This is a genomic window from Actinomyces denticolens, assembly GCF_002072185.1.
GTDB lineage: Bacteria > Actinomycetota > Actinomycetes > Actinomycetales > Actinomycetaceae > Actinomyces > Actinomyces denticolens.
Window position 1 is genome coordinate 1 of the sequence record NZ_MVIW01000029.1, and the last position, 19,681, is coordinate 19,681.

Here is a 19,681-nt window from a genome sequence, read left to right on the forward strand (position 1 = left end):
CGTGCCCCTGACGGCCTCCGCCCCCGCCGTCCTGCTGCGCGCCGAGCCCGCCGCCGCGGCCCTGCTGGACGCGGCCCGCGCCGCCATCGACGGCCGCCTCGGGGCGGTGGGCGAGCCGCCGGAGCGCGCCGCCGCCATCGACCTGCTCACCAGCCCGCTCGTGGGCCTCAGTCTCCTGGACCTGCGCCGACTGCGCCGCCGTCTGCGCGAGGACCGCCCCGCCCAGGCCTCCCCGGACGAGCACCTGCTCACCGCCCTCGCCTCCGCCGGCGCCGGTCAGGGGCTCGCCACGGAGCTGGCCGAGGACCCCCTGGCCGAGCAGGCCGCGCGCCTGGCCCGGGCCGCCCGGATCATCGAGGCGCTGCGGGGCGTCGTCGCGGGGAGCGGGTCGCGCAACCCCGGGGAGGCAGAAGGCGCGGAGCCATCGGGGGCGGCCGGGCGCATTGACGCCGAGGCGCTGCTCTGGGCGGCCTGGAGCGCCTCCGGTTGCGCCGAGCGCTGGCGGTCCCTCGCGCTGGCGGGCGGTCAGGGGGCGCCGCTCGCCCGCGCCGCCGAGCGCGACCTCGACGTGGTCACCGCCCTGTTCAAACGCGCCGAGGTCTGGGCCGAGCGCCACCCCGGGGGCCATGCCTCAGCTTTCCTCGCCGAGCTGGCCGCGGAGGTCCTGCCCTCCGACTCCGTGGCCCCCGCCGGGGTTCGCCCCGAGGGCGTCGCCGTCCTCACCCCCGCCGCGGCCGCCGGCCGCGAATGGGACGTCGTCGCCGTCATGGGGCTGGGCCGCGACTCCTGGCCCGATCTGCGCCTGCGCGACTCCCTCACCCGCTCCGGCCTGCTCGTGGACGCCGCCACCGGCCGCCTTCCCATCGGCCCCGACGGCGCCCCGACCGGGGCTATGGACCCCGTCAGCGCCCGCGCCCAGGTGCGCGCCGATGAGCGCCGCATGCTGCTGGCCGCCCTCACCCGGGCCGCCCGCCGCCTCCTGGTGACCGCCGTGCAGGACGCGGACAACGCCCCCTCCTCCTTCCTCATCGAGATCGCCGCCACCGCGGGGATCCCCGTGGTGGGTGCCGACGGCGATCCGCTCATCGCGCCGGACACCGGCGACCTCACCCTGCGCGGCCTGACCGGCGAACTCCGCCACGCGCTCCTGTCCGCCCAGTCCCCGCAGGCCACGGCGCTGGCGCGCCAGCGGGGCGCCAGCGCCGCCGCCCTGCTCGCGCGCCTGGCCGGGGCGGGCGTGGCCGGCGCCGATCCGGCCACCTGGGGCGGGCTGTCCGAGTCCACCTCCGCCGAGCCCCTCGTGACGGGCGGCCAGCCGGTGCGCGTGAGCCCCTCCGACGTCGAGGGCCTCACCACCTGCGCGCTGCGCTGGTTCCTCCAGCGCAACGGCGCCGGCGGCCCTCCCACGGGCGCCCAGGCGCTCGGAACCCTCATCCACTCGCTCGCCGAGCAGGCGCAGCGCGAGGGCCTGCGCGGGCAGGCCCTCATGGAGGCCTTCGAGGTACGCCTGCCCGAGCTCGGACTCCCGTCCACCTGGATGGGCTCCCTCGAGGCCGAGCGCGCCCGGGAGATGATCCGCCGCCTCGACGCGCACCTCACCGCCGTGCCCCGTCAGGTGGAGGTCGAGCGCGCCATCGACGCCACCCTCGCCCTGCCGCTGCCCCCCTCCGCGGACGCAGGGGAGGGGCGGGGCGATGGCGGGGCCCCGCCGTCGGGCGGCACTGCCGGAGCCGCGATCGAGGTGCGCCTGCGCGGCCGCATCGACCGCCTCGAGGCCATCGAGGGGGAGATCCCCGCCGCGGGCAGTGAGCCGGGCGCCCCTCTGCCTGCGGGCACGGGCCAGCGCCTGCGCCTCATCGACCTCAAGACCGGCAAGAGCGCGGGCGAGGGAGACGCCTCCCGCCACCCGCAGCTCACCGCCTACCGCCTCGCCCTGGAGTCCCTGGGCTACCGGGTCGACGGCGGGGCGCTCGTCCTCCTGGGCGCCGAGCCGCGCAAGAAGGACGGCGGCGTGCGCCTGGCCCCGGAGACCGCCGCCCTCGCGCCCATCCCCGACCCCGAGACCGGCGAGGACTGGGCCGCCGCCCTCGTTGCCCGCGCCGCCCAGGCCGCCCGGGGACCGCGCCTGCTCGCCACCACGGGCCGCCACTGCCAGTACTGCGCCGTCAAGGACGCCTGCCCCGCCGTCGACGAGGGGAGGAGGACCCTCCCATGAGCGAGCCCCAGACCGGTGATCGTGCCGCTCGGCCCGGCCCCTCGCCGCAGCCGCGTCTCGGCCCCCGGGCGCTCGCCGAGGCCCTCGGCCTGCCCGCGCCCACGCCCGAGCAGTCCCGCGTCATCGCCCACCCCCTGACCCCCCTGCTCGTCGTCGCCGGTGCGGGCAGTGGCAAGACCGCCACCATGAGCCAGCGCGTCGTCCACCTCGTGGCCAGCGGCGCCGTTCGACCCGACCAGGTCCTGGGACTCACCTTCACCCGCAAGGCCACCGCCGAGCTCGCCTCGCGCGTGTCCACCCGCCTCGGCCAGCTCGCCGAGGCGGGGCTCCTGCCCGAAGCGGGCCGGGCCGATGGCGGCGCCGAACTCGGCGAGCCCACGATCTCCACCTACAACGCCTTCGCCGCCGCACTCGTGCGCGACCACGGCCTGGGCATCGGCGTCGACCCCGACGCCACCCTCATCACCGCGGCGGGCGCTTGGCAGATCGTCGACGACATGCTCGCCGAGCGCGCCACGCCCCTGCCCCTCGACCCCACTCCCACCACCGTGCGCGCCGTCCTGCGCGTCGACGGCGCCCTGTCGGAGAACCTGCTCGGCGTCGAGGAGGCCGCTGAGGGCCTGGATGACCTCCAGCACCTCTTCGCGGGACTCGCCGGCGTGAGAGGCCTGGCCGGCATCTTCAAGACCAGGGCGGAGACCATGGCCACCCAGCGCGCCCTCCTCGAGCTCGCCGCCGAGTACCGCGAGCACAAGCGCCGCCACGGGCTCGTCGACTTCGGGGACCAGATCGCCCTGGCCTGCCGGATCGTCGAGGAGGTCCCCGGCGCCGCCCGCGCGCTCGGCGAGCAGTACCCCGCCGTCCTCCTCGACGAGTTCCAGGACACCTCGGTGGCCCAGACCCTCCTGCTCTCCCGACTCTTCGCCGGGGGAGGCGTCACAGCCGTCGGGGACCCCAACCAGGCGATCTACGGATGGCGCGGCGCCAGCGCCGGGGCCCTCGACTCCTTCCACGCCCGCTTCAACCCCGCGGGCACCGAGGCCCTGGCCGCGGGGGCGGATCCAGCGCTCGCCACGCCCGTGCTGCCCCTGTCCACGGCCTGGCGCAATGACCAGCGCATCCTCGACGCCGCCAACATCATCTCCGCCCCCCTGCGCGACCACGGCTCCCAGCCGGGGGACGCCGCCGTGGAGCGCATCCCCGTTACGCGCCTCGTCCCCCGTCCCGCGGCCGCGGGCCTGGCCGAGGGCGCCGTCAACGTCGCCTTCCTGCCCGATCCCCTCGCCGAGGCCGGGGCGGTGGCCGAGTTCATGGCGCGGCGCTGGGGGCCGCGCGCCGAGCTCGCCGTCCTGTCCCGCACGCGCTCCCAGCTCATCCCTATCGCCGACGCGCTCCAGGCGCGCGGCATCCCCTACGAGGTCGTCGGCATCGGCGGGATGCTCGGCGTCCCCGAGGTCGCGGACCTCCGTGCCCTCATCACCGCGGCCGCGGACCCCGAGCGGGGGGATCGCCTCATGCGCCTGCTGAGCGCCGGGGACATCGGCGCCGCCGACCTGCGAGCCCTCCACGCCCTGGCGCGCCGCCACACCCGCGGCCCGCAGCGGCCCGCGGAGCGGCGGGCCGGGACCGCCGGCCCCGCCGGGGGCGCCGCGCCCGAGTCCCCAGTCGACGGCCGGGAGGAGGCCCCCGAGGCGCCGCTACTCACCGAGGCACTGGAGGCCATCGCCCGGCGCGCCGAGGAACCGGGCGGCGACGCTCCCATCGAAGGCCTGTCCGAGGCCGGGCGCGCCCTCGCCCTGCGCCTGGCCCGCGCCCTGCGACGGGTCCGCGCCGCCCTCGCCCTACCGCTTCCGGACATCATCGACATCGCCGAGCAGGCCCTCGACCTCGATATCGAGATCGCCGCCATGGGCCCCCAGCGGGCCGGTCGGCGCGCCGTTGACGCCTTCAGGGCCGTGGCCGAGCAGTACGCCGCGGACATCGAGGCCCCGACCCCGGCCGGGTTCCTCAACTGGCTCCAGGTCGCCCAGTCCGAGGAGAACGGGCTCGACGCCCCCGAGCCCACCCCCGAGCCCGGCGCTGTTCAGCTCCTCACCATGCACGCCGCCAAGGGCTTGGAATGGGATGCCGTCGCCGTGATCGGAATGACCGAGATCGCCTTCCCCTCCTACCGCGGCAAGGCGCGCGAGGACGGGGCCATCGCGCCCGGCTCCTGGACCTCCAGCACCGAGGAGTTCCCCCACCCCCTGCGCGCCGACGCCGGTGAGCTGCCGCCCTTCGGCCTGGGCGCCCTGGAGCCCCCGCATGTGGACAAGGACGATGTCAAGGACATGTGGAAGCAGTACACGCTGGCCCTGGGCCGCCACGCCATCGCCGAGGAGAGACGCCTGGCCTACGTGGCTGTGACCCGTGCCCGCCATGACCTCCTCCTGACCGGATCGCATTTCGTCAAGACGGGCAAGACCCCGCGGCGCATGTCCCGCTTCCTCGCCGAGATCCTGCGCGGCGGAGGAGGGACCTCGCCCGCCACCCCCTGGGGCGCGGGCATCACCGAGATCGACGACGAAGCCTCCAATCCCCTCCACGACGCCACCGCCTCGGCCTGGTGGCCGGTGGAGCACCCCGCCGAGCCCGGCAGCCCCCGCGCGGCGAGGATCGCGGCCGCCCGCGCCGTCGACTCCGCCCGCCGCGCGGACGCGCCGCAGGCCGGAGACGATCCCGCAGTGCCCACAGTGCCCGCAGACCCGCTCGTGGCCCGATGGGAGGCCGAGGCCGATCTCCTCCTGGCCGAACGACGCCGGGCCGAGCGCGAGGTCCCCGGGGTGCGCATGCCCTCCCACCTGGCGGCCACGAGCCTGGACCGCCTGCGCGCCGACCCCGCCGCCTTCGCCCTCGACCTGCGCCGCCCCCTGCCGCCCGAGCCACGGACCGCCGGGCGGCTCGGCACCGTCTTCCACGACGCGATCGCCCAGCGCCTCGCGGGCCGCGCCGCCCTCATCCCGCTCACCGACGCGGGCGTCCCCGACGCCCTTGCCCCGGCAGATCGGAAGCGCATTGAGCGCTGGCTAGCCACCGCCGAATCCCTGCCCCTCCTGAAGGGCCACGCCCTGCGCGCCACCGAGGTGGAGCGAGAACTCACGGTGGGCGCCACGACGCTGCGCTGCCGCATCGACGCCGTCTTCACCGCCCCGGACGGCTCCTGGCTCATCGTCGACTGGAAGACCGGGCGCCGCCGCGTCCCCGTGGGCCAGCTGAGTGTCTACGTCCATGCCTGGGCCGCCAGTCAGGGGATGCCGGCGGACCGGGTGCGCGCCGCCTATGCCTATGTGGACTTGGGCGAGGTCGACGAGCTCACACCGGCGGATCTGCTGCCACTGGATGCCGTCGAGAGCCTCCTCGCCCCCGGCGCGGCCGCCCCGGGGGACTCCCTTGACCTTGACACTGTGGAAGACCCGAGCCTGGAGCCATGACCGCCGCGCAACCCACTCCTCATTCAGGATCCTCCGGCGCCGCTCCCCGGTGGGGCATCGGGCAGTTCTCCCGCATGACCCTCCTGAGCGCGCGCAGGCTGCGTCACTACGAGGCCATCGGCCTGTTCTCCCCCTCCAGCGTGGACCCCCTCACGGGGTACCGCTACTACACGGAGGCGGAGATCCTGCCGGCCACGGCCGTGCGCCGCCTGCGGGAGGCGGGCCTGGGCCTGGAGGGCATCGCCATCGCCCTGCCGGCCATCCTGGCCGGTGACGACGCCGTCTGGCGCATCGAGGTCTGCGCCCCGATCGCCTGAGCGCGAGGATATGGCGAGGGTTGAGGATTGCTCGGCCGAGTGCGCGGAGTTGAGCCGTCAACAACCGCATGATTCCAACGAATCCGTCCGCCGACGGGGCAGTTGGGCGGAAAGCAATCCTCAAACCCCGCCACTTCGCCCCTACTCCTGCGGGCTGGGCACGGCCCGCAGAGGCGCGGGGACCTCCGAGGTCACCGCCTCCATCTCGTCGGCGGCCTCGAGGGCGGAATCGGACGGCACCGAGGCCAGGCGCGGCTCATGGTGGTCGACGATCGGATCGTCGCCCACCTGCTCGGCCAGGTCCTCAAGCATCGCCACCGCGTCCCGGGTGACCGACTCGTCCCCCGAGTGGACGCCGTGCAGCAGCCAGCGCGCCAGGCTCATCTCGCTCACCAGCTCCGCGCGGTCGCGCAGGTGACGGTCCACCCCCTCCGAGCGCGCCAAGTCGTAGGCCGATTCGATCGAGTCCAGGCAGTCCAGGGGCGCCGAGGAGTAGATCCAGGCCAGGTCCTCCGCCGGGTCGCCCACATGCGCCTGGGCGAAACCGCTCATCGCCACCACGGTGCCCCCGGCGGTCAGGACGTTCTCCGCCGCCATGTCACCGTGGACCACCACCGGCCGGAAGCGCCACAGCGCGGCGTCCTCCAGGGCCTGCTCCCAGCGCGAGAGCACCGAGGAGGGTGCCTTGCCCGTGCTCGCGGCCTCATCGAGCAGCGCCAGCCATGAGCCCCGCACCTCGTTCGCGTCGCGCACCGGCATCCCCGCCTCCGACACCACCGTGGTGGGCAGCTCGTGCAACTCCCCCAGCGCCTTGCCGAGCCCTGCGGACAGACCGGGCCCCGGGCGCAGGGATGTCAGATTGATCGGCCGTCCCGCCGTATGGGAGCGGACCTGGATGCAGGCGCCGTCGCGCCGCAGGAAACCTGCGGGCCGGGGAACGTCGAAGGACAGGCGCCCGTTGTCCACGATCCTGCCGATGCGCCGCAGCACCTCGGCCTCGGCCACCAGCTCCGCGCCGGTGAGGTCGTCAAGGGCTTCGTGGACCTCCCAGTGGCGTCCCCGGGTGTCGACGACGCCGACCACCCTCAGATGCGCGGAATCCAACTGGGGCAGTGCCAGCCGGGCCGGGTCCAGGCCCCGCACCGCGATCGACGCCATGGCGGCCAGGGCCAGCGCCGAACGGCGCTTGACCGGCGCCCCCGCCGCCCCGGTGGCGTCGGCGCGCTCAGGGGAGGGGACGTCCCCGGCGGCATCGGTGGGCGAGGATTGCTCACCGTCGGACGGACCCCCGTGCTCGCTCCCCTGGCCGCGCGAGCCCGACGGGGCGCCGGGGGAGGCCCCCGCGTCCGTCTCAGCGCTGATCCCGGCGGCGGCCGCGACGCCGATCTCCGCATCGATCTCGGCGCTCGTCTCAGGGCTTGTCTCCGTACTCGTCCCCGTGGCCGGGTCCAGGGTGGGGTCCGTGGGCGTCATGCCCCAACCGTAGGCGAGGCGCGCCGCCTCGCGCAGCCGCCGCGCCTGCCCCGCTCACCTGGTGAGCGATGCGGGCGGGCGGCCAGTAGCGGCTCCACAAGCGCCTCCCTCCCCTCCAGGCGGTTATCCACAGGTTCGTCGCCGGGGGTAGCGCGAGGCGCGGATCGTCGCCTAGTCTCGGCTCGCGCCCGATCCCCCAGATCGGAGCCAAGATCCGGCCGCAGCGCCGGCCCCTGACCTCGACTGGTCCCCCGAGCCAGACGCCCCCGTCTCCCGCTCGACCACCGAGGAAACCCATGGACGCCGCAACGCTGCTGCACACCGAGGTCCGCGAGCTCGTGCGCCGTCGCGGCATCGACCCCCTCTCCGAGCCCGGCTCCCTCGCCAGCCTCGTCAAGGAGGCCTCCACCGACTACCTCGGCCGCGCCGATGCCGGGCTCGTCCCGCCCCTGCCCGATCCTGAGGCGGCCACCGCCGGCATCGTCGACGCCCTGGCCGGCATGGGCCCCCTCCAGCGCTATCTCGACGACGACGAGGTCGAGGAGATCTGGGTCAACGGCGCCGACCGAGTCTTCGTCGCCCGCTCGGGCCGCCCCGAGCTCACCACCACGCTCCTGGCCGACGGCGACCTGCGCGTCCTCGTCGAGCGCATGCTGCGCGCCTCCGGGCGCCGCCTCGACATGTCCAGCCCCTTCGTCGACGCCCAGCTGCCCGGCGGCGAGCGCCTCCACGTGGTCATCCCGCCCATCACCGGCGCCCACTGGGCGGTCAACATCCGCAAGCACATGGCCCGCGCCGGCCGCCTGGCCGACCTCGTCCGGCTCGGCTCCCTGCCCGCCAGGGCCGCCGCCTTCCTCGACGCCTCCGTCCAGGCGGGTCTCAACATCCTCGTCTCCGGGGCCACCCAGGCCGGCAAGACCACCATGGTGAGAGCCCTGGCCGGTGCCGTCCCCGCTGGCCAGCGCATCATCACCTGCGAGGAGGTCTTCGAGCTCTCCCTGCGCAACCGCGACTGCGTGGCCATGCAGACCCGGCCCGCCAACCTCGAGGGCGCCGGCGAGATCACCCTGCGGCGCCTGATCAAGGAGGCCCTGCGCATGCGCCCCGACCGCCTCATCATCGGCGAGGTCCGCGAGGCCGAGGCCCTCGACCTGCTCATCGCCATGAACTCCGGCCTGCCGGCCATGTCCACCCTGCACGCCAATTCCGCCCGCGAGGCCATCATCAAGATCTGCACCCTGCCCCTGCTCGCCGGGGAGAACGTCTCCGCCGCCTTCGTCGTGCCCACGGTCGCCAGCGCCATCGACCTCGTCGTCCATCTCGGGCTCGACGCCGCCGGCCACCGCACCGTGCGGGAGGTCCGCGCCGTCACGGGCCGGGTCGAGAACGGCGTCATCGAGCTGGCCGATCTCTTCCACCGGGACGATGATGACCGCCTCGTCCGCGGCACCGGCCTGCCGTCTGGCCAGGAGCGCTATGAGCGCGCCGGGCATGACCTCTCCTCCCTCCTCGCCGCCGGCCGGGCGACGCCCCTCCCCGCCGCCGAACCGCCGACGCCCGGAATGCCCGGGGCGGCTGTGACCGCCCCGCGGCGCACCGCCCCGGCAGCGCCGATCTCCCACGTCTCCCACGCGCGGGAGGCCTTCTGATGGGCGCCGTCGCAGGGCTCCTGGCGGGCCTCGGCCTCGTCCTCCTCTGGCAGGCCTGCACGAGCGAGCCCCCGCAGTGGCACTCTGAGCGCTCCCGGCGCCTGGGCGACCTCCTCGTCCAGGCCGGCGCCGGGCGCACCAGCCCCGCCGCCTTCGCGACCGGCAGCCTCGGGGCCGGGGCCGTCGTCGGCCTCGGATTCCTCGGCGCCACCGGGATAGGGAGCATCGCGATCGCCTTCGGCGCCATCGCCGCCCTCCTCCCCTTCCTCCTCATCTCCTCGCGCGCCCGAGCCCGACGCGCCCGCCTGCGGGAGGTCTGGCCAGAGGCGGTCGACACGCTCGTCTCCGGGATCCGGGCCGGCATGAGCCTGCCCGAGGCCCTGGCCGGCCTCGCCGAGCGGGGCCCGGAGGCGGTGCGCGCCGAGTTCGCCGCCTTCGCCGTCGACTACGCGGCCACGGCGCGGTTCGACGAGTCCCTGGCGCGCCTGAAATCCCGCTTCGCCGACCCGGTCGCCGACAGGATCGTCGAGGCGCTCCACCTCGCCCATGAGGTCGGCGGCACCGAGCTCGCCGAACTCATGCGATCCCTGGCCCGGATGCTGCGCGAGGACATGCGCACCCGCGGCGAGCTCGAGGCCCGCCAGTCCTGGACCGTCAACGGCGCCCGGGTCGCCGTCGCCGCGCCCTGGCTGGTCCTGGCCCTGCTGTCCACGCGCCCCCAGGCCGCGGCCGCCTACGCCACGAGCGGCGGCGCCCTCGTCCTCCTCATCGGGGCCGCGGTCAGCGTGGTCGCCTACCGCCTCATGCTGAGGATCGGGCGCCTGCCCGAGGAGGAGCGGGTGCTGCGATGAGCGACCATATCCTCGGCGCACTGGTCGGCCTGCTCGCCTCCCTCGGCTTACTCCTGATCCTCCAGGGCCTGTCGCGGCGGCGCCCCGGCCTCGTCGCCCGCCTGGAGCCCTACGCGCAGGAGCGGCCGCGCGGATCCTCCCTCCTGCGGGCCCCCGGCCCCGGTGGGAGGACCGTCCCCGGCCTGCTGCTGGCCGCAGTCGCCGGCCTCGGCGGCCTCTTGGAGTCCATGGGCTCGTCCGCGGACTCGGTCCGACGCCGATTGGCCCGCTCCGGCTCCCACCTCACCTACGACGAGCTGAGGGTCCAGCAGCTCGTGTGGGCGGGCATGGGGCTGTCCACCGCCCTCGGGGTGGGCCTGGTCTCCTCGTTCCTGCGGCCCATCAGCGTCCCCATCGTGCTGCTCGGCGCCCTCATCGCGGCGATGGCCGGGGCGGCGGCCCGTGACTGGTGGCTCTCGCGCGCGGTCAGGAGGCGCACCGCGAGGATCGAGGCCCAGCTGCCCGATGTCGTCGAGCTCCTCGCGCTCGCCGTCGGGGCCGGTCAGGGGCCGGTGGACGCCATCGAGAGGGTCGCCCGGCGAGGGCGCGGCGACCTCGTCGACGAGCTCGCCATGACCCTGGCCGACATCCGGTCGGGGACCGTCCTCGCCTCCGCCCTCGAGGCCCTGGGGGCCCGCTGCGGCTGCCCGGCCCTGTCCCGGCTCTGCGAGGCCATCATCGTGGCCATGGAGCGCGGGACGCCCCTGGCCGAGGTCCTGCGGGCCCAGGCGGCCGACTCCCGCGAAGCCGCCCGGCGAGCCCTCATCGAGGAGGGCGGGAGGCGCGAGATCGCCCAGATGGTGCCCGTCGTCTTCCTCGTCCTGCCCATCACCGTCCTGTTCGCCCTCTACCCCGGGCTCGTCGTCCTGCGCCTGGGCATCTGACCGCCCAGCCGCGCCCCGATCCCCGCCCCACCCATGGAAGGAACCACCATGAGCACGCACTCCCGCAGAGCCCTGCGCGCGGCCGCCCGTCTGAGCGCCCCGCTGGGCCCCGCCCTGATCGGCTGGTCCCGGCGCGCCAGGGATCTCGGCGCCCGGGCCTGTCGCTCCCTCGCGCCCGAGCGCGGCGACGTCCCCGGATGGGTGCTCGTCACCCTCATGACCGCCGGGCTCGTCGTCGCTCTGTGGACCGTCGCCGGGCCCGCCCTCGTCAACATCTTCACCTCCGCGATGAGCAAGGTGACCGGTGCGATCTGAGCGCTGCGGGCCGTGCCCGCCCCGCGACGCGCGCACCCCCGGCCGGGGGAGTGGTGAGGAGGGCTCCGCGATCGCCGAGTTCGTCATGGTCGGCGCCCTCGTCATCGCTGTGGCCGTCGCCCTCCTCCAACTCGCCCTGGGGTTATACGCCCGCAACGTCCTCACCGATGCCGCAGGGGAGGGCGCCAGGCGCGCCGCGCTGGCCGGCGGCACCGAGGAGGAGGCGTCCGCCCGCGTCCGGGCCCTGGTGGGCGCCGCCCTCGCCGACGATTACGTCACGGATGTGCGGGTCCGGCGCGTGGTGCGCGACGGCCTGCCAGTGGTGGAGGTCGAGGCGAGCGCACCCCTTCCCGTCCTCGGGCTGCTTGGCCCCGGCGGGACCCTGCGCGTGAGCGGCCGCGCCCTCGATGAGGCCGCCCTCGCCCGGGCCGGTGCGGCGCCATGAGCCGGCTGACGAGGGCCGGGCGGTTTCCCGCGCCGGGACAGGCGCAGGGGGAGCGGGGCAGTGCCACGGTGGAGTTCATCGGCTGGAGCGTGGCCATCGTCGTGCCGATCCTCTACCTCATCGTCGCCCTCGCCCAGGCGCAGGCGGCCTCGCTGGCCGTCGCCAGCGCCGCCGACTCCGCCGCTCGCATCATGGAGATCAGCGCTGGTGGCGCCGACGGCCAGGGGCCGGTGCGGGCCCGCGCCGCCGTCGGCCTCGCCCTGGCCGATCAGGGCCTCGACGACGACCCCGCCACCGCGCTGACCCTCGACTGCGAGGACTCCGCCTGCGCCCGGCCCAGGGCGGTGCGCGTGGAGGTGGGAGTCGACCTGCCGCTCGTGTCCGAGGCCGGGATCGGCAACGATCTCGTCACGATCTCCGCCGTGCGCCCCGTGAGCACCGTTGAGGGCATCGCCCCGGATCCGGGAGGCCGTCGGTGAGGCGAATCGGAGCCCGCGACGCCCGGGGATCGGGCACCCCCTTCGCCATGGGGCGCCGGCGAGAGGGAATGGGAGCGGCGCGCCGCCGCTGCGCGGCCGAGGACGGGCAGGCAATGCTGCTCGGGATCGGGATGATCGCCGTCGTGCTCGCCCTCGTTCTCAGCATCGCCTCGGTGACCGCCGTCTACCTCGACGTCAAGCGCCTGACCGCCATGGCGGACTCCGCCGCCGCGGCGGGGGCGGGCAGGACGGCGCCCGACAACTATTACGCGGGCGGGGGAGGAGGCACTGTCGAGGGCGCCCCCATGAGCACCGGCGACACGGGGGCCTGCGGGGACTGCTCATCAGGAGCCCCTGCCCCGCCGGACGGCCTCCCGCCGGCGCCCGCGGCCATGGACGACGCCTCGGTGCGGAGCGCCGCCGTCGGCGACCTCGCCGCCCAGGCGGATGCGGGGACGGCGAGCGCCGGGGGCCTGAGCGGGGTGAGCGTGAGCGATGCCCGCGCCGAGGAGGGCAGGGTCGCCGTCGTCACGCTCAGCGCCCATTCGCGCCCGCCCTTCCTGCCCTGGGGGCTGCTGCCCTTCGAGGGCTTCGACATCAGCGCCACTGGGTCGGCCCGGACGACGACGGCGCCCTGAGGCGGGCGGGGATCCGCACGATGCGTGCTCACCGGTGCGATCCGCACCCACAGGCGCCATCCGCACCCACTGGTGCGGGCAGCTCGCACCGCTCGGTGAGCACGGCACCGCTCGGTGCGAAGCGCACCAGTCGATGGGCGGCTCGGTCAGGCGGCGGTGCTCATGACGGCGACGACCGGAACCGCCGGGGTGGTCGGCGCGGAATGACCGACGGGCATCGTCATCCCGGGCGTGGAGGCCGGGGCCATCCGCGCGGTCGAGTCAGCGGCGGCGACGTTCGGCCCGGCCGGCCCCGGGCGCTGCCAACGGGCGGAGACGGCGGCGGCCTCGCGGCGCACGAGCCCGGCGATGTAGGCGCGCTTGACGGTCAGGAGCACATTGATGCCGACCACGAGGTAGAAGAGGTTCGCGATGACGCTCGGCCAGGCGCCGGAGGAGGCGCAGTTGGCCATCAGCATGATCGAGCCCGAGATGTTGAGGGCCTGGTACTTGAGGGAATCACCGGCCAGCCTGCCGGAGGAGATGAGGACGTAGGCCCAGAGGAGCTCGGCGGCGCCGAGCCAGCCGGCCAGGGAGAGGAGGGAGGGAACGAGATGGGTCACGAGGGACGATCCTGGACCCCCTGACGCTGAAGATCAATCGCAGGTATCTGCATGGGGGATGTAGTTTTACTTCATGAACCTGTCGCCTCGACGGATGTCCGTCCTCCTCGCCGTCCAGCGCTCCGGAGGGGTGGTCGCAGCTGCGGATTCGTTACATATGAGTCCCTCCGCCGTCTCCCAGCACGTCCGCCTTCTGGAGAAGGAGTGCGATGCCCGTCTCGTGGATCGCACCCCGACCGGCGCGGTCCTCACGGAGGCCGGTCGGGTGCTGGCCGAGAGTGCCGAGCGCATCGAGAGCGAGCTCACCGAGGCCCAGCGCAAGCTCGCCAGTCTCGACGGCGCGAGCCCCACCGGGACGGTCCGCGTCGGCTCCTTCGCCACCGCGGTGCGCGCCATCCTCCTGCCTCTCATCGCCGACCTGGAGGCCAATCGCCCCGGACTCGACATCATCATCGAGGAGGTCGAGGAGCGCGCGGGCCTGTCCCGCCTGCGGCGCGGTGAGCTCGATCTCCTCCTCCTGGAGCGCGACGCCCGCGCCCTGCCCCCGGCCCCCCGCGGCCTCGGCGATGTGCCGATCCTCGATGAGTCCTGGCTCGTCGTCGTCCCCCCGGGCAGCGCCGTGCCGACGTCGCTGGCGGACCTGGCCGGTGCCACCTGGATCGCCCTCGACCCCTCCACCGCCGGGGCCTTCGCACTGACCCGCCTGTCCGGGCAGCTCGGAGTCGCCCTGACCACTCGGCACGTGGGCTACGACTACGACGTCGTGCTCGCCATGGCCCATGCGGGGCTGGGGTACGCGCTCCTCCCCGAGCTCGCCGTGCGCAGCAGCGACATCCCCGACGACGTGCACATCACCCGTCTGCCCGGCCTGGGCGCGCGCCAGCTCGTCGTGCGCCATCGCGCCACGCGCACCGAGCCCGGGCCGGCGGTGCGCGCGGTCCTGTCGGCGCTGCTGGAGCAGACGATCCCCCTGGGCACCATCATGGGCTGAGGCGGGTGCCGGTTCTGCGCCTCTGCGAGCCGATCCCCTCGGCCCGATCCCAGCAGGGAGGGCGGGAGGATGGGCGCGTCGTGCTCAAGCGCGGTGAGTGGCGCTGCCCGCCGTGGGCTCGCGCACCACCAGCTCAGGGGGAAGGCGACGTGCCGGATCGTGCCGTCGGTGGACAGCAGCAGGTCGGCTGCTGCCGCCCCCATCTCCCGCATGGGTTGGCGCACGCTGGTCAGCGCAGTGATAACGCCGTCATGGCGGTCGACGGACTGCCGCACGGTCGGTGGGCCGTTGACGAAGCCGATGCGGCGATGGCGGCGCGCACGCGGTCGAGCGTCGACTGCGCTACGCGGTCGGGGTGATTGAGAACGTGCGACACCGTGCCGATCGACATTCCTGCCCGTTCAGCGACGTCGCGGACGGGCGCAGGACCGCTGGGGGCACCGGCATGCGCGCGCGTCCATCACTCCAGGTGGGTGGGTCGAGCGCTGTCGATGAGCAAGCGACGAGTCGGCGGCTCTGCTCGATGGTCGACTGATCTACAATCGACGACCGAGAATTGGAGCTCAACGATGACCACCAGCAGCGTCCCTGTCTCCCGGCCGAGGACTCTCGTCGTCCACTACTCCGCCCACGGGCACACCCGGCGCGTCGCCGAGACCATCGTCCGGGCGCTGGGGGCCGACGCCTTCGTGCTCATCCCCGTGGACGTCTACTCCGAGCCGGACCTGGACTACAACGACCCGCGCAGCAGGGTCTCGCGCGAGCACGTCGACCGCAGCCGGCGCCATGTCGAGTTGGCGCAGGGGACCCCGGCGGGCTTCGCCGACTACGACGTCGTGATCCTCGGCTACCCCCTGTGGTGGGGCGAGGCCTCCTGGGTGCTGAACGAGTTCGTGCGGGGCAATGATTTCACGGGCAAGACCGTGATCCCGTTCTGCACCTCGTTCTCCTCCGGAGTGGGCTCCAGCGCGCGCGAGCTCGCCGCCCTGACCAGCACGGGCGACTGGAGACCTGGCACCCGCCTGGAGGCCGGCATCAACGTCGACGGCGTGCGGCGCTGGTTGGAGCGGCTCGGGGCGGAGGCCTGAGGCCGGCGCCGTGGGCGCCTCGCTGCGCGAGCGCGTTAGCTCCTGGATGATCGATGCGGGGCCTGGTGGTGGGGTTTGTTAGTGGCCTCAGGCGGTCAGGGATCGTAGGACGGGCGCTGCGATGCGGTCGCCAGGGTGTCCAGGTCAGCGTCCATCGTGGAGTCCTTCGGTCTCGGTGTCCGGGTAAGCGGCGCTGAGTCCGGACACTCTGACCCATCCCCGTCGCACAGCCGCGCCGAGCACCTACCCCCTGCATCCCCCTGCATCAATCATCCAGGGGGCGCCGATCGGTCGGCGGGCGGGCTCCCCGCGCCCGCCCCGGCCCCGCCGCACCCCGGATCGACTAGTCTTGCCGGGTGGCCACTGACTTCCCCGCTCAGATCGAACGACTCCGACACACCTACGCCTCCATCGCCGCGGTGACAGACCCGGATGCCCTGCGCGCCCGCATCGCCGAGCTCTCCGAGCAGGCCGCCGCCCCGGACCTGTGGGACGACCCGGATGCCGCCCAGGTGGTCACCTCCGCCCTGTCCCACGCGCAGGCGGACCTCAAGCGCGTCGAGGAGCTCGGCGAGCGCATCGACGACCTCGAGGCGATGGTCGAGCTGGCCGGTGAGGAGGAGGGCGACGACGCCGCGGAGATCCTCGCCGAGGCCGAGTCCGACCTCGCCGCCATCTCCAAGGACCTGGCCGATCTTGAGATCCGCACCCTCCTGAGCGGTGAGTACGATCAGCGCGACGCCGTCGTCACCATCCGCTCGGGCGCCGGGGGAGTCGACGCCGCCGACTTCGCCGAGATGCTCCTGCGCATGTACACGCGCTGGGCGGAGCGCCACGACTACGCCGTCAAGGTCCTCAACACCTCCTACGCCGAGGAGGCCGGCCTGAAATCCGTGACCTTCGAGGTCCACGCCCCTTACGCCTACGGCACGCTGAGCGTCGAGGGCGGCACGCACCGCCTCGTGCGCATCAGCCCTTTCGACAACCAGGGGCGCCGCCAGACCTCCTTCGCGGCCGTCGAGGTCATCCCGCTCATCGAGTCGACCGACCACATCGACGTCCCCGAGACGGACATCCGCATCGACGTCTTCCGCTCGTCGGGCCCCGGCGGCCAGTCCGTCAACACCACCGACTCCGCCGTGCGCATCACCCACCTGCCCACGGGACTCGTGGTGTCGATGCAGGATGAGAAGTCGCAGATCCAGAACCGCGCGGCCGCCATGCGCGTTCTGCAGTCCCGCCTGCTCCTGCTCAAGCAGCAGGAGGAGGACGCCAAGAAGAAGGAGCTCGCCGGGGACATCAAGGCCTCCTGGGGCGACCAGATGCGCTCCTACGTCCTCAACCCGTACCAGATGGTCAAGGACCTGCGCACCAACCACGAGGTCGGCAACCCCGACTCCGTCTTCGACGGCGACATCGACGGCTTCATCGACGCCGGAATCCGCTGGCGCAAGCAGCAGGAGCAGTCCGAGGACTGATCCGCGCCCCCACCCCCTGCTGCCCCTCTTCTTTTCCCGAGACCGGTCGAAGTGGCGATCGAGACCGGTTCGAGAGGCGCGGGGAACCGGTCTCGATCGCCACTTCGACCGGTTTCGGTGGCGTTTTCGACCGGTCTCGATGTGGTGAGGTATGGCGGGCCGGGGCGGGAGCGCGCTAGCCTGGGACCGGTCGCGACTGGCGAGGGTGGGGCACCACCGGGGAGCGACCGCCCCATGTGGAGGGGACGTCGCCCGCCTGGGCGTCCCGCCGACCCCCGGAACCACAGGAGCCCCCCCGTGACCGCCTCACCAGCCCCCTCAGCCCCCACCAGCGTGCCCACCGCCCATGTCCCCACCGAGGGACTGGTCAACCCCGACGTCGTCCCCGTGCGCCGCGCGCTCATCTCCGTCTACGACAAGACCGGGCTCATCGAGCTCGCCACCGCCCTGGCCGCCGCCGGCATCGAGATCGTCTCCACCGGCTCCACCGCCGCCACCATCGCCGCCGCGGGCATCGCGGTGGTCGGCATCGAGCAGGTCACCGGCTTCCCCGAGTGCCTCGAGGGCCGCGTCAAGACCCTCCACCCCGCCGTCCACGCCGGCATCCTCGCCGACCGCCGCAAGCCCGACCATCTCGCCCAACTCGACGCCCTGGGCGTGGCCCCCCTCGACCTCGTCGTCGTCAACCTCTACCCCTTCACCGCCACCGTCGCCTCCGGAGCGCCCTTCGACGCCTGCGTCGAGCAGATCGACATCGGGGGCCCCTCCATGGTCCGGGCCGCCGCGAAGAACCACCCCGGCGTCGCCGTCCTGACCTCCCCCGACCAGTACGCCGAGGCCGCCCGCGCCATCGCCGACGGCGGATTCACCCTCTCCCAGCGCCGCCGCCTCGCCGCGGCCGCATACGCCCGCACCGCCGCCTACGACGCCGCCGTGGCCACCTGGTTCGCCCAGCAGACCGAGGCCGACTGCGACGGGACGGCCCCCGGCAGCGCTCCCACAGGCGCCGAGGGCCCAGTCGCGCCCCCCGCCTACGTCGGGGCCGCCTATGAGCGCCTCACCGCTCTGCGCTACGGCGAGAACCCCCACCAGGGCGCCGCTGTCTACACCGCCCCGGGCGCGCGCGGGGGAGTGGCCGCAGCCCGGCAGCTGGCCGGCAAGGCCATGAGCTACAACAACTACACGGACACCGACGCCGCCCTGCGCGCCGCCTACGACCACGGCGACGAGGTCTGCGTGGCCATCATCAAGCACGCCAACCCCTGCGGCGTGGCCATCAGCCCCAGCGGTGATGTCGCCCAGGCCCACCGCCTCGCCCACGCCTGCGACCCCGTGTCCGCCTTCGGCGGGGTCATCGCCACCAACGCCACCGTCACCGCCGCCATGGCGCGCCAGATCAAGCCGATCTTCACCGAGGTCGTGGCCGCCCCCGCCTTCGAGGACGAGGCCCTGGAGATCCTCAAGGCCAAGAAGAACCTGCGCATCCTCGCCGTCGAGGCGCCCGAGCGCGAGGGCTGGGAGATCAAGCAGATCTCCGGGGGAGCCGTCATCCAGGAGCGCGACGCCCACCAGGCCGGCGACGACGACCCCGCCGCCTGGACCCTCGCCGCCGGCGAGCCCGCCGACGCCGCCACCCTCGCCGACCTGCGCTTCGCCTGGCGCGCCATCCGCTCGGTCAAGTCCAACGCCATCCTCCTCGCCTCGGGCGGAGCCACCGTCGGGGTGGGCATGGGGCAGGTCAACCGCGTCGACTCCTGCCGCCTGGCCGTCGAGCGCGCCAACACCCTCGGCGCCCGTTCCACCGGCGACGCCGCGGCGCCCGCCTCCGCGACTGGGGAGACCGGCTCCGTCGGCGGGGGTGACGCCGACCGGATCCTCTCCGGCGACGCCCCCGAGCGGGCCCGCGGGGCCGTGGCCGCCTCCGATGCCTTCTTCCCCTTCGCCGATGGCCTGAAGGTCCTCATCGACGCCGGCGTGCGCGCCGTCGTCCAGCCCGGCGGCTCGATCCGCGATGAGGAGGTCATCGCCGCCGCCAAGGACGCGGGCATCACCATGTACCTCACCGGGCAGCGCCACTTCTTCCACTGAGGCCGCCCCAGCCCGCGCTCCCGCCCCTACCCCGCCCGGCCCCGCTGATCATCGGACTGCCCGGTCGACGCTCCCGCCCACCACGGCCCGGCCCGCGGCCGGGGTCAGGAGGAGCCGGGGGATAGAGTGGGCGCGTGAGTCAGGAGGGGGACGGCGCCGCCGGCGCCGGCACTGCGGTCGAGCCCGTGAACGGGGCCGACGGGCCCGCGCGCTCCCCGCAGGGCGTGGCGCCCGCGCGCAGCCGAGCTCACCAGACCTACCGGAGCGCCGGCGTTCTCGCCGTGGCGCTGTGCCTCGCCGTCGTGCCCGCCATCAGCCTGCTGGGGCACCAGCGCCTCGGCGTCATCGCCCTCGTCGTCCTCCTCCTCACCCTCGTCGTCATGCGATTCCAGCGCCCCCAGGGCACCTGGATCTCCGCGCGCTCGCGGCTCTTCGACGTCGTCTTCGGAGCGCTGCTCGCCCTGGCGCTCCTCGTGCTCGCCCCCTACGCGGACCTGCCGCGCATCTTCGGCTGACCCCGGCGCCCCGGCGGCCGGAACGGGGCCGCCCCATCCCGGATGGCAGACGCCCCTGCCCGCGCGGCGGCGACTATGCGATCCTGCCCCGCTGTCACGGTCATCACGCGCTCACGCGGCGATCCCCTGGTATCTGGAAGGCCC

The 19,681-nt window shown here is 74.4% G+C and carries 18 protein-coding genes and 1 riboswitch; of the genes, 15 read left to right on the plus strand and 3 right to left on the minus strand.

Annotation, left to right across the window (positions count from 1 at the left end; translation table 11 throughout):
* The 3 genes from B1H55_RS08930 to B1H55_RS08940 form a co-directional block, all read left to right on the plus strand.
* The coding region (locus B1H55_RS08930) for a UrvD/REP family ATP-dependent DNA helicase (RefSeq protein ID WP_143222417.1) at nt 1–2,215 on the plus strand (2,215 nt) is incomplete at its 5' end.
* Nucleotides 2,212–5,685 (plus strand): ATP-dependent DNA helicase, encoded by a 3,474-nt coding sequence (locus tag B1H55_RS08935; protein WP_080461690.1) that lies wholly within the window; start codon nt 2,212–2,214, stop codon nt 5,683–5,685. The genes B1H55_RS08930 and B1H55_RS08935, both read left to right, overlap by 4 nt.
* On the plus strand, nt 5,682–6,002 hold the full coding sequence (locus B1H55_RS08940; RefSeq protein ID WP_077240410.1) for a MerR family transcriptional regulator: 321 nt from the start codon (nt 5,682–5,684) through the stop codon (nt 6,000–6,002). Before B1H55_RS08935 ends, B1H55_RS08940 begins: the two co-directional genes overlap by 4 nt.
* Before the next feature lie 141 nt (nt 6,003–6,143).
* On the opposite strand, the gene B1H55_RS08945 is transcribed toward B1H55_RS08940, so the two are convergent.
* Complete coding sequence (locus B1H55_RS08945; protein ID WP_077240409.1) at nt 6,144–7,475, minus strand: phosphotransferase; 1,332 nt, start codon at nt 7,473–7,475, stop codon at nt 6,144–6,146.
* A gap of 296 nt (nt 7,476–7,771) precedes the next feature.
* Between B1H55_RS08945 and B1H55_RS08950 the strand changes: the two genes are divergently transcribed.
* The 7 genes from B1H55_RS08950 to B1H55_RS08980 are packed head-to-tail and all read left to right on the plus strand — an operon-like array spanning nt 7,772 to nt 12,775.
* Nucleotides 7,772–9,124 carry a TadA family conjugal transfer-associated ATPase gene (locus tag B1H55_RS08950; RefSeq protein ID WP_231952804.1) on the plus strand — a complete coding sequence of 451 codons (1,353 nt, stop codon included), beginning with the start codon at nt 7,772–7,774 and terminating at the stop codon, nt 9,122–9,124.
* A complete protein-coding gene (locus B1H55_RS08955) occupies nt 9,124–9,975 on the plus strand; it encodes a type II secretion system F family protein (protein ID WP_073451306.1) in 852 nt (283 codons plus the stop codon). Before B1H55_RS08950 ends, B1H55_RS08955 begins: the two co-directional genes overlap by 1 nt.
* Nucleotides 9,972–10,898, plus strand: coding sequence for a type II secretion system F family protein (locus B1H55_RS08960; RefSeq protein WP_080461691.1), 927 nt, complete (start codon nt 9,972–9,974; stop codon nt 10,896–10,898). Before B1H55_RS08955 ends, B1H55_RS08960 begins: the two co-directional genes overlap by 4 nt.
* A gap of 48 nt (nt 10,899–10,946) precedes the next feature.
* Nucleotides 10,947–11,213, plus strand: a complete 267-nt coding sequence (locus B1H55_RS08965; RefSeq protein WP_244156730.1) for a hypothetical protein — start codon at nt 10,947–10,949, stop codon at nt 11,211–11,213.
* Nucleotides 11,203–11,658, plus strand: coding sequence for a TadE family protein (locus B1H55_RS08970; protein ID WP_073451304.1), 456 nt, complete (start codon nt 11,203–11,205; stop codon nt 11,656–11,658). The genes B1H55_RS08965 and B1H55_RS08970 overlap by 11 nt, the downstream gene beginning before the upstream one ends.
* On the plus strand, nt 11,655–12,137 hold the full coding sequence (locus B1H55_RS08975) for a peptidase T4 (protein WP_172575551.1): 483 nt from the start codon (nt 11,655–11,657) through the stop codon (nt 12,135–12,137). Before B1H55_RS08970 ends, B1H55_RS08975 begins: the two co-directional genes overlap by 4 nt.
* Nucleotides 12,134–12,775 (plus strand): glycosyltransferase, encoded by a 642-nt coding sequence (locus tag B1H55_RS08980; RefSeq protein WP_231952811.1) that lies wholly within the window; start codon nt 12,134–12,136, stop codon nt 12,773–12,775. Before B1H55_RS08975 ends, B1H55_RS08980 begins: the two co-directional genes overlap by 4 nt.
* Nucleotides 12,776–12,921: 146 nt before the next feature.
* Here B1H55_RS08980 and B1H55_RS08985 read toward each other — a convergent pair whose 3' ends face one another.
* Entirely contained in the window at nt 12,922–13,377 is a 456-nt protein-coding gene (locus B1H55_RS08985) for a CBU_0592 family membrane protein (RefSeq protein WP_231952814.1), read from the minus strand.
* A 73-nt stretch (nt 13,378–13,450) separates the two neighbouring features.
* Between B1H55_RS08985 and B1H55_RS08990 the strand changes: the two genes are divergently transcribed.
* On the plus strand, nt 13,451–14,368 hold the full coding sequence (locus tag B1H55_RS08990; RefSeq protein ID WP_073451301.1) for a LysR family transcriptional regulator: 918 nt from the start codon (nt 13,451–13,453) through the stop codon (nt 14,366–14,368).
* A 229-nt stretch (nt 14,369–14,597) separates the two neighbouring features.
* On the opposite strand, the gene B1H55_RS13105 is transcribed toward B1H55_RS08990, so the two are convergent.
* Nucleotides 14,598–14,759 (minus strand): LacI family DNA-binding transcriptional regulator, encoded by a 162-nt coding sequence (locus tag B1H55_RS13105; protein WP_143163811.1) that lies wholly within the window; start codon nt 14,757–14,759, stop codon nt 14,598–14,600.
* A gap of 178 nt (nt 14,760–14,937) precedes the next feature.
* Between B1H55_RS13105 and B1H55_RS09000 the strand changes: the two genes are divergently transcribed.
* From B1H55_RS09000 to B1H55_RS09015, 4 genes are all read left to right on the plus strand, one after another.
* Nucleotides 14,938–15,456, plus strand: coding sequence for a flavodoxin (locus tag B1H55_RS09000; protein WP_157750257.1), 519 nt, complete (start codon nt 14,938–14,940; stop codon nt 15,454–15,456).
* A gap of 356 nt (nt 15,457–15,812) precedes the next feature.
* Nucleotides 15,813–16,934 carry a peptide chain release factor 2 gene (gene prfB / locus B1H55_RS09005; RefSeq protein ID WP_077240407.1) on the plus strand — a complete coding sequence of 374 codons (1,122 nt, stop codon included), beginning with the start codon at nt 15,813–15,815 and terminating at the stop codon, nt 16,932–16,934.
* A 182-nt stretch (nt 16,935–17,116) separates the two neighbouring features.
* Nucleotides 17,117–17,203: riboswitch (ZMP/ZTP riboswitch) on the plus strand.
* Nucleotides 17,204–17,231: 28 nt separating this feature from the next.
* Entirely contained in the window at nt 17,232–19,022 is a 1,791-nt protein-coding gene (purH, locus tag B1H55_RS09010) for a bifunctional phosphoribosylaminoimidazolecarboxamide formyltransferase/IMP cyclohydrolase (RefSeq protein WP_080461692.1), read from the plus strand.
* A 134-nt stretch (nt 19,023–19,156) separates the two neighbouring features.
* Nucleotides 19,157–19,537, plus strand: a complete 381-nt coding sequence (locus B1H55_RS09015; RefSeq protein ID WP_231952817.1) for a DUF3017 domain-containing protein — start codon at nt 19,157–19,159, stop codon at nt 19,535–19,537.
* Nucleotides 19,538–19,681 lie beyond the last annotated feature (144 nt).

Excerpts from the sequence above, each read along its gene's own strand:
- B1H55_RS08965 (WP_244156730.1), top strand. The coding sequence starts at position 10,947 with ATGAGCACGCACTCCCGCAGAGCCCTGCGCGCGGCCGCCCGTCTGAGC.
- B1H55_RS08960 (WP_080461691.1), top strand. The coding sequence starts at position 9,972 with ATGAGCGACCATATCCTCGGCGCACTGGTCGGCCTGCTCGCCTCCCTC.
- B1H55_RS08945 (WP_077240409.1), bottom strand. The coding sequence starts at position 7,475 with ATGACGCCCACGGACCCCACCCTGGACCCGGCCACGGGGACGAGTACG.
- B1H55_RS08975 (WP_172575551.1), top strand. The coding sequence starts at position 11,655 with ATGAGCCGGCTGACGAGGGCCGGGCGGTTTCCCGCGCCGGGACAGGCG.
- B1H55_RS08955 (WP_073451306.1), top strand. The coding sequence starts at position 9,124 with ATGGGCGCCGTCGCAGGGCTCCTGGCGGGCCTCGGCCTCGTCCTCCTC.
- B1H55_RS09000 (WP_157750257.1), top strand. The coding sequence starts at position 14,938 with ATGACCACCAGCAGCGTCCCTGTCTCCCGGCCGAGGACTCTCGTCGTC.
- B1H55_RS13105 (WP_143163811.1), bottom strand. The coding sequence starts at position 14,759 with ATGTCGATCGGCACGGTGTCGCACGTTCTCAATCACCCCGACCGCGTA.
- B1H55_RS08950 (WP_231952804.1), top strand. The coding sequence starts at position 7,772 with ATGGACGCCGCAACGCTGCTGCACACCGAGGTCCGCGAGCTCGTGCGC.
- B1H55_RS08990 (WP_073451301.1), top strand. The coding sequence starts at position 13,451 with ATGAACCTGTCGCCTCGACGGATGTCCGTCCTCCTCGCCGTCCAGCGC.
- B1H55_RS08935 (WP_080461690.1), top strand. The coding sequence starts at position 2,212 with ATGAGCGAGCCCCAGACCGGTGATCGTGCCGCTCGGCCCGGCCCCTCG.
- B1H55_RS08940 (WP_077240410.1), top strand. The coding sequence starts at position 5,682 with ATGACCGCCGCGCAACCCACTCCTCATTCAGGATCCTCCGGCGCCGCT.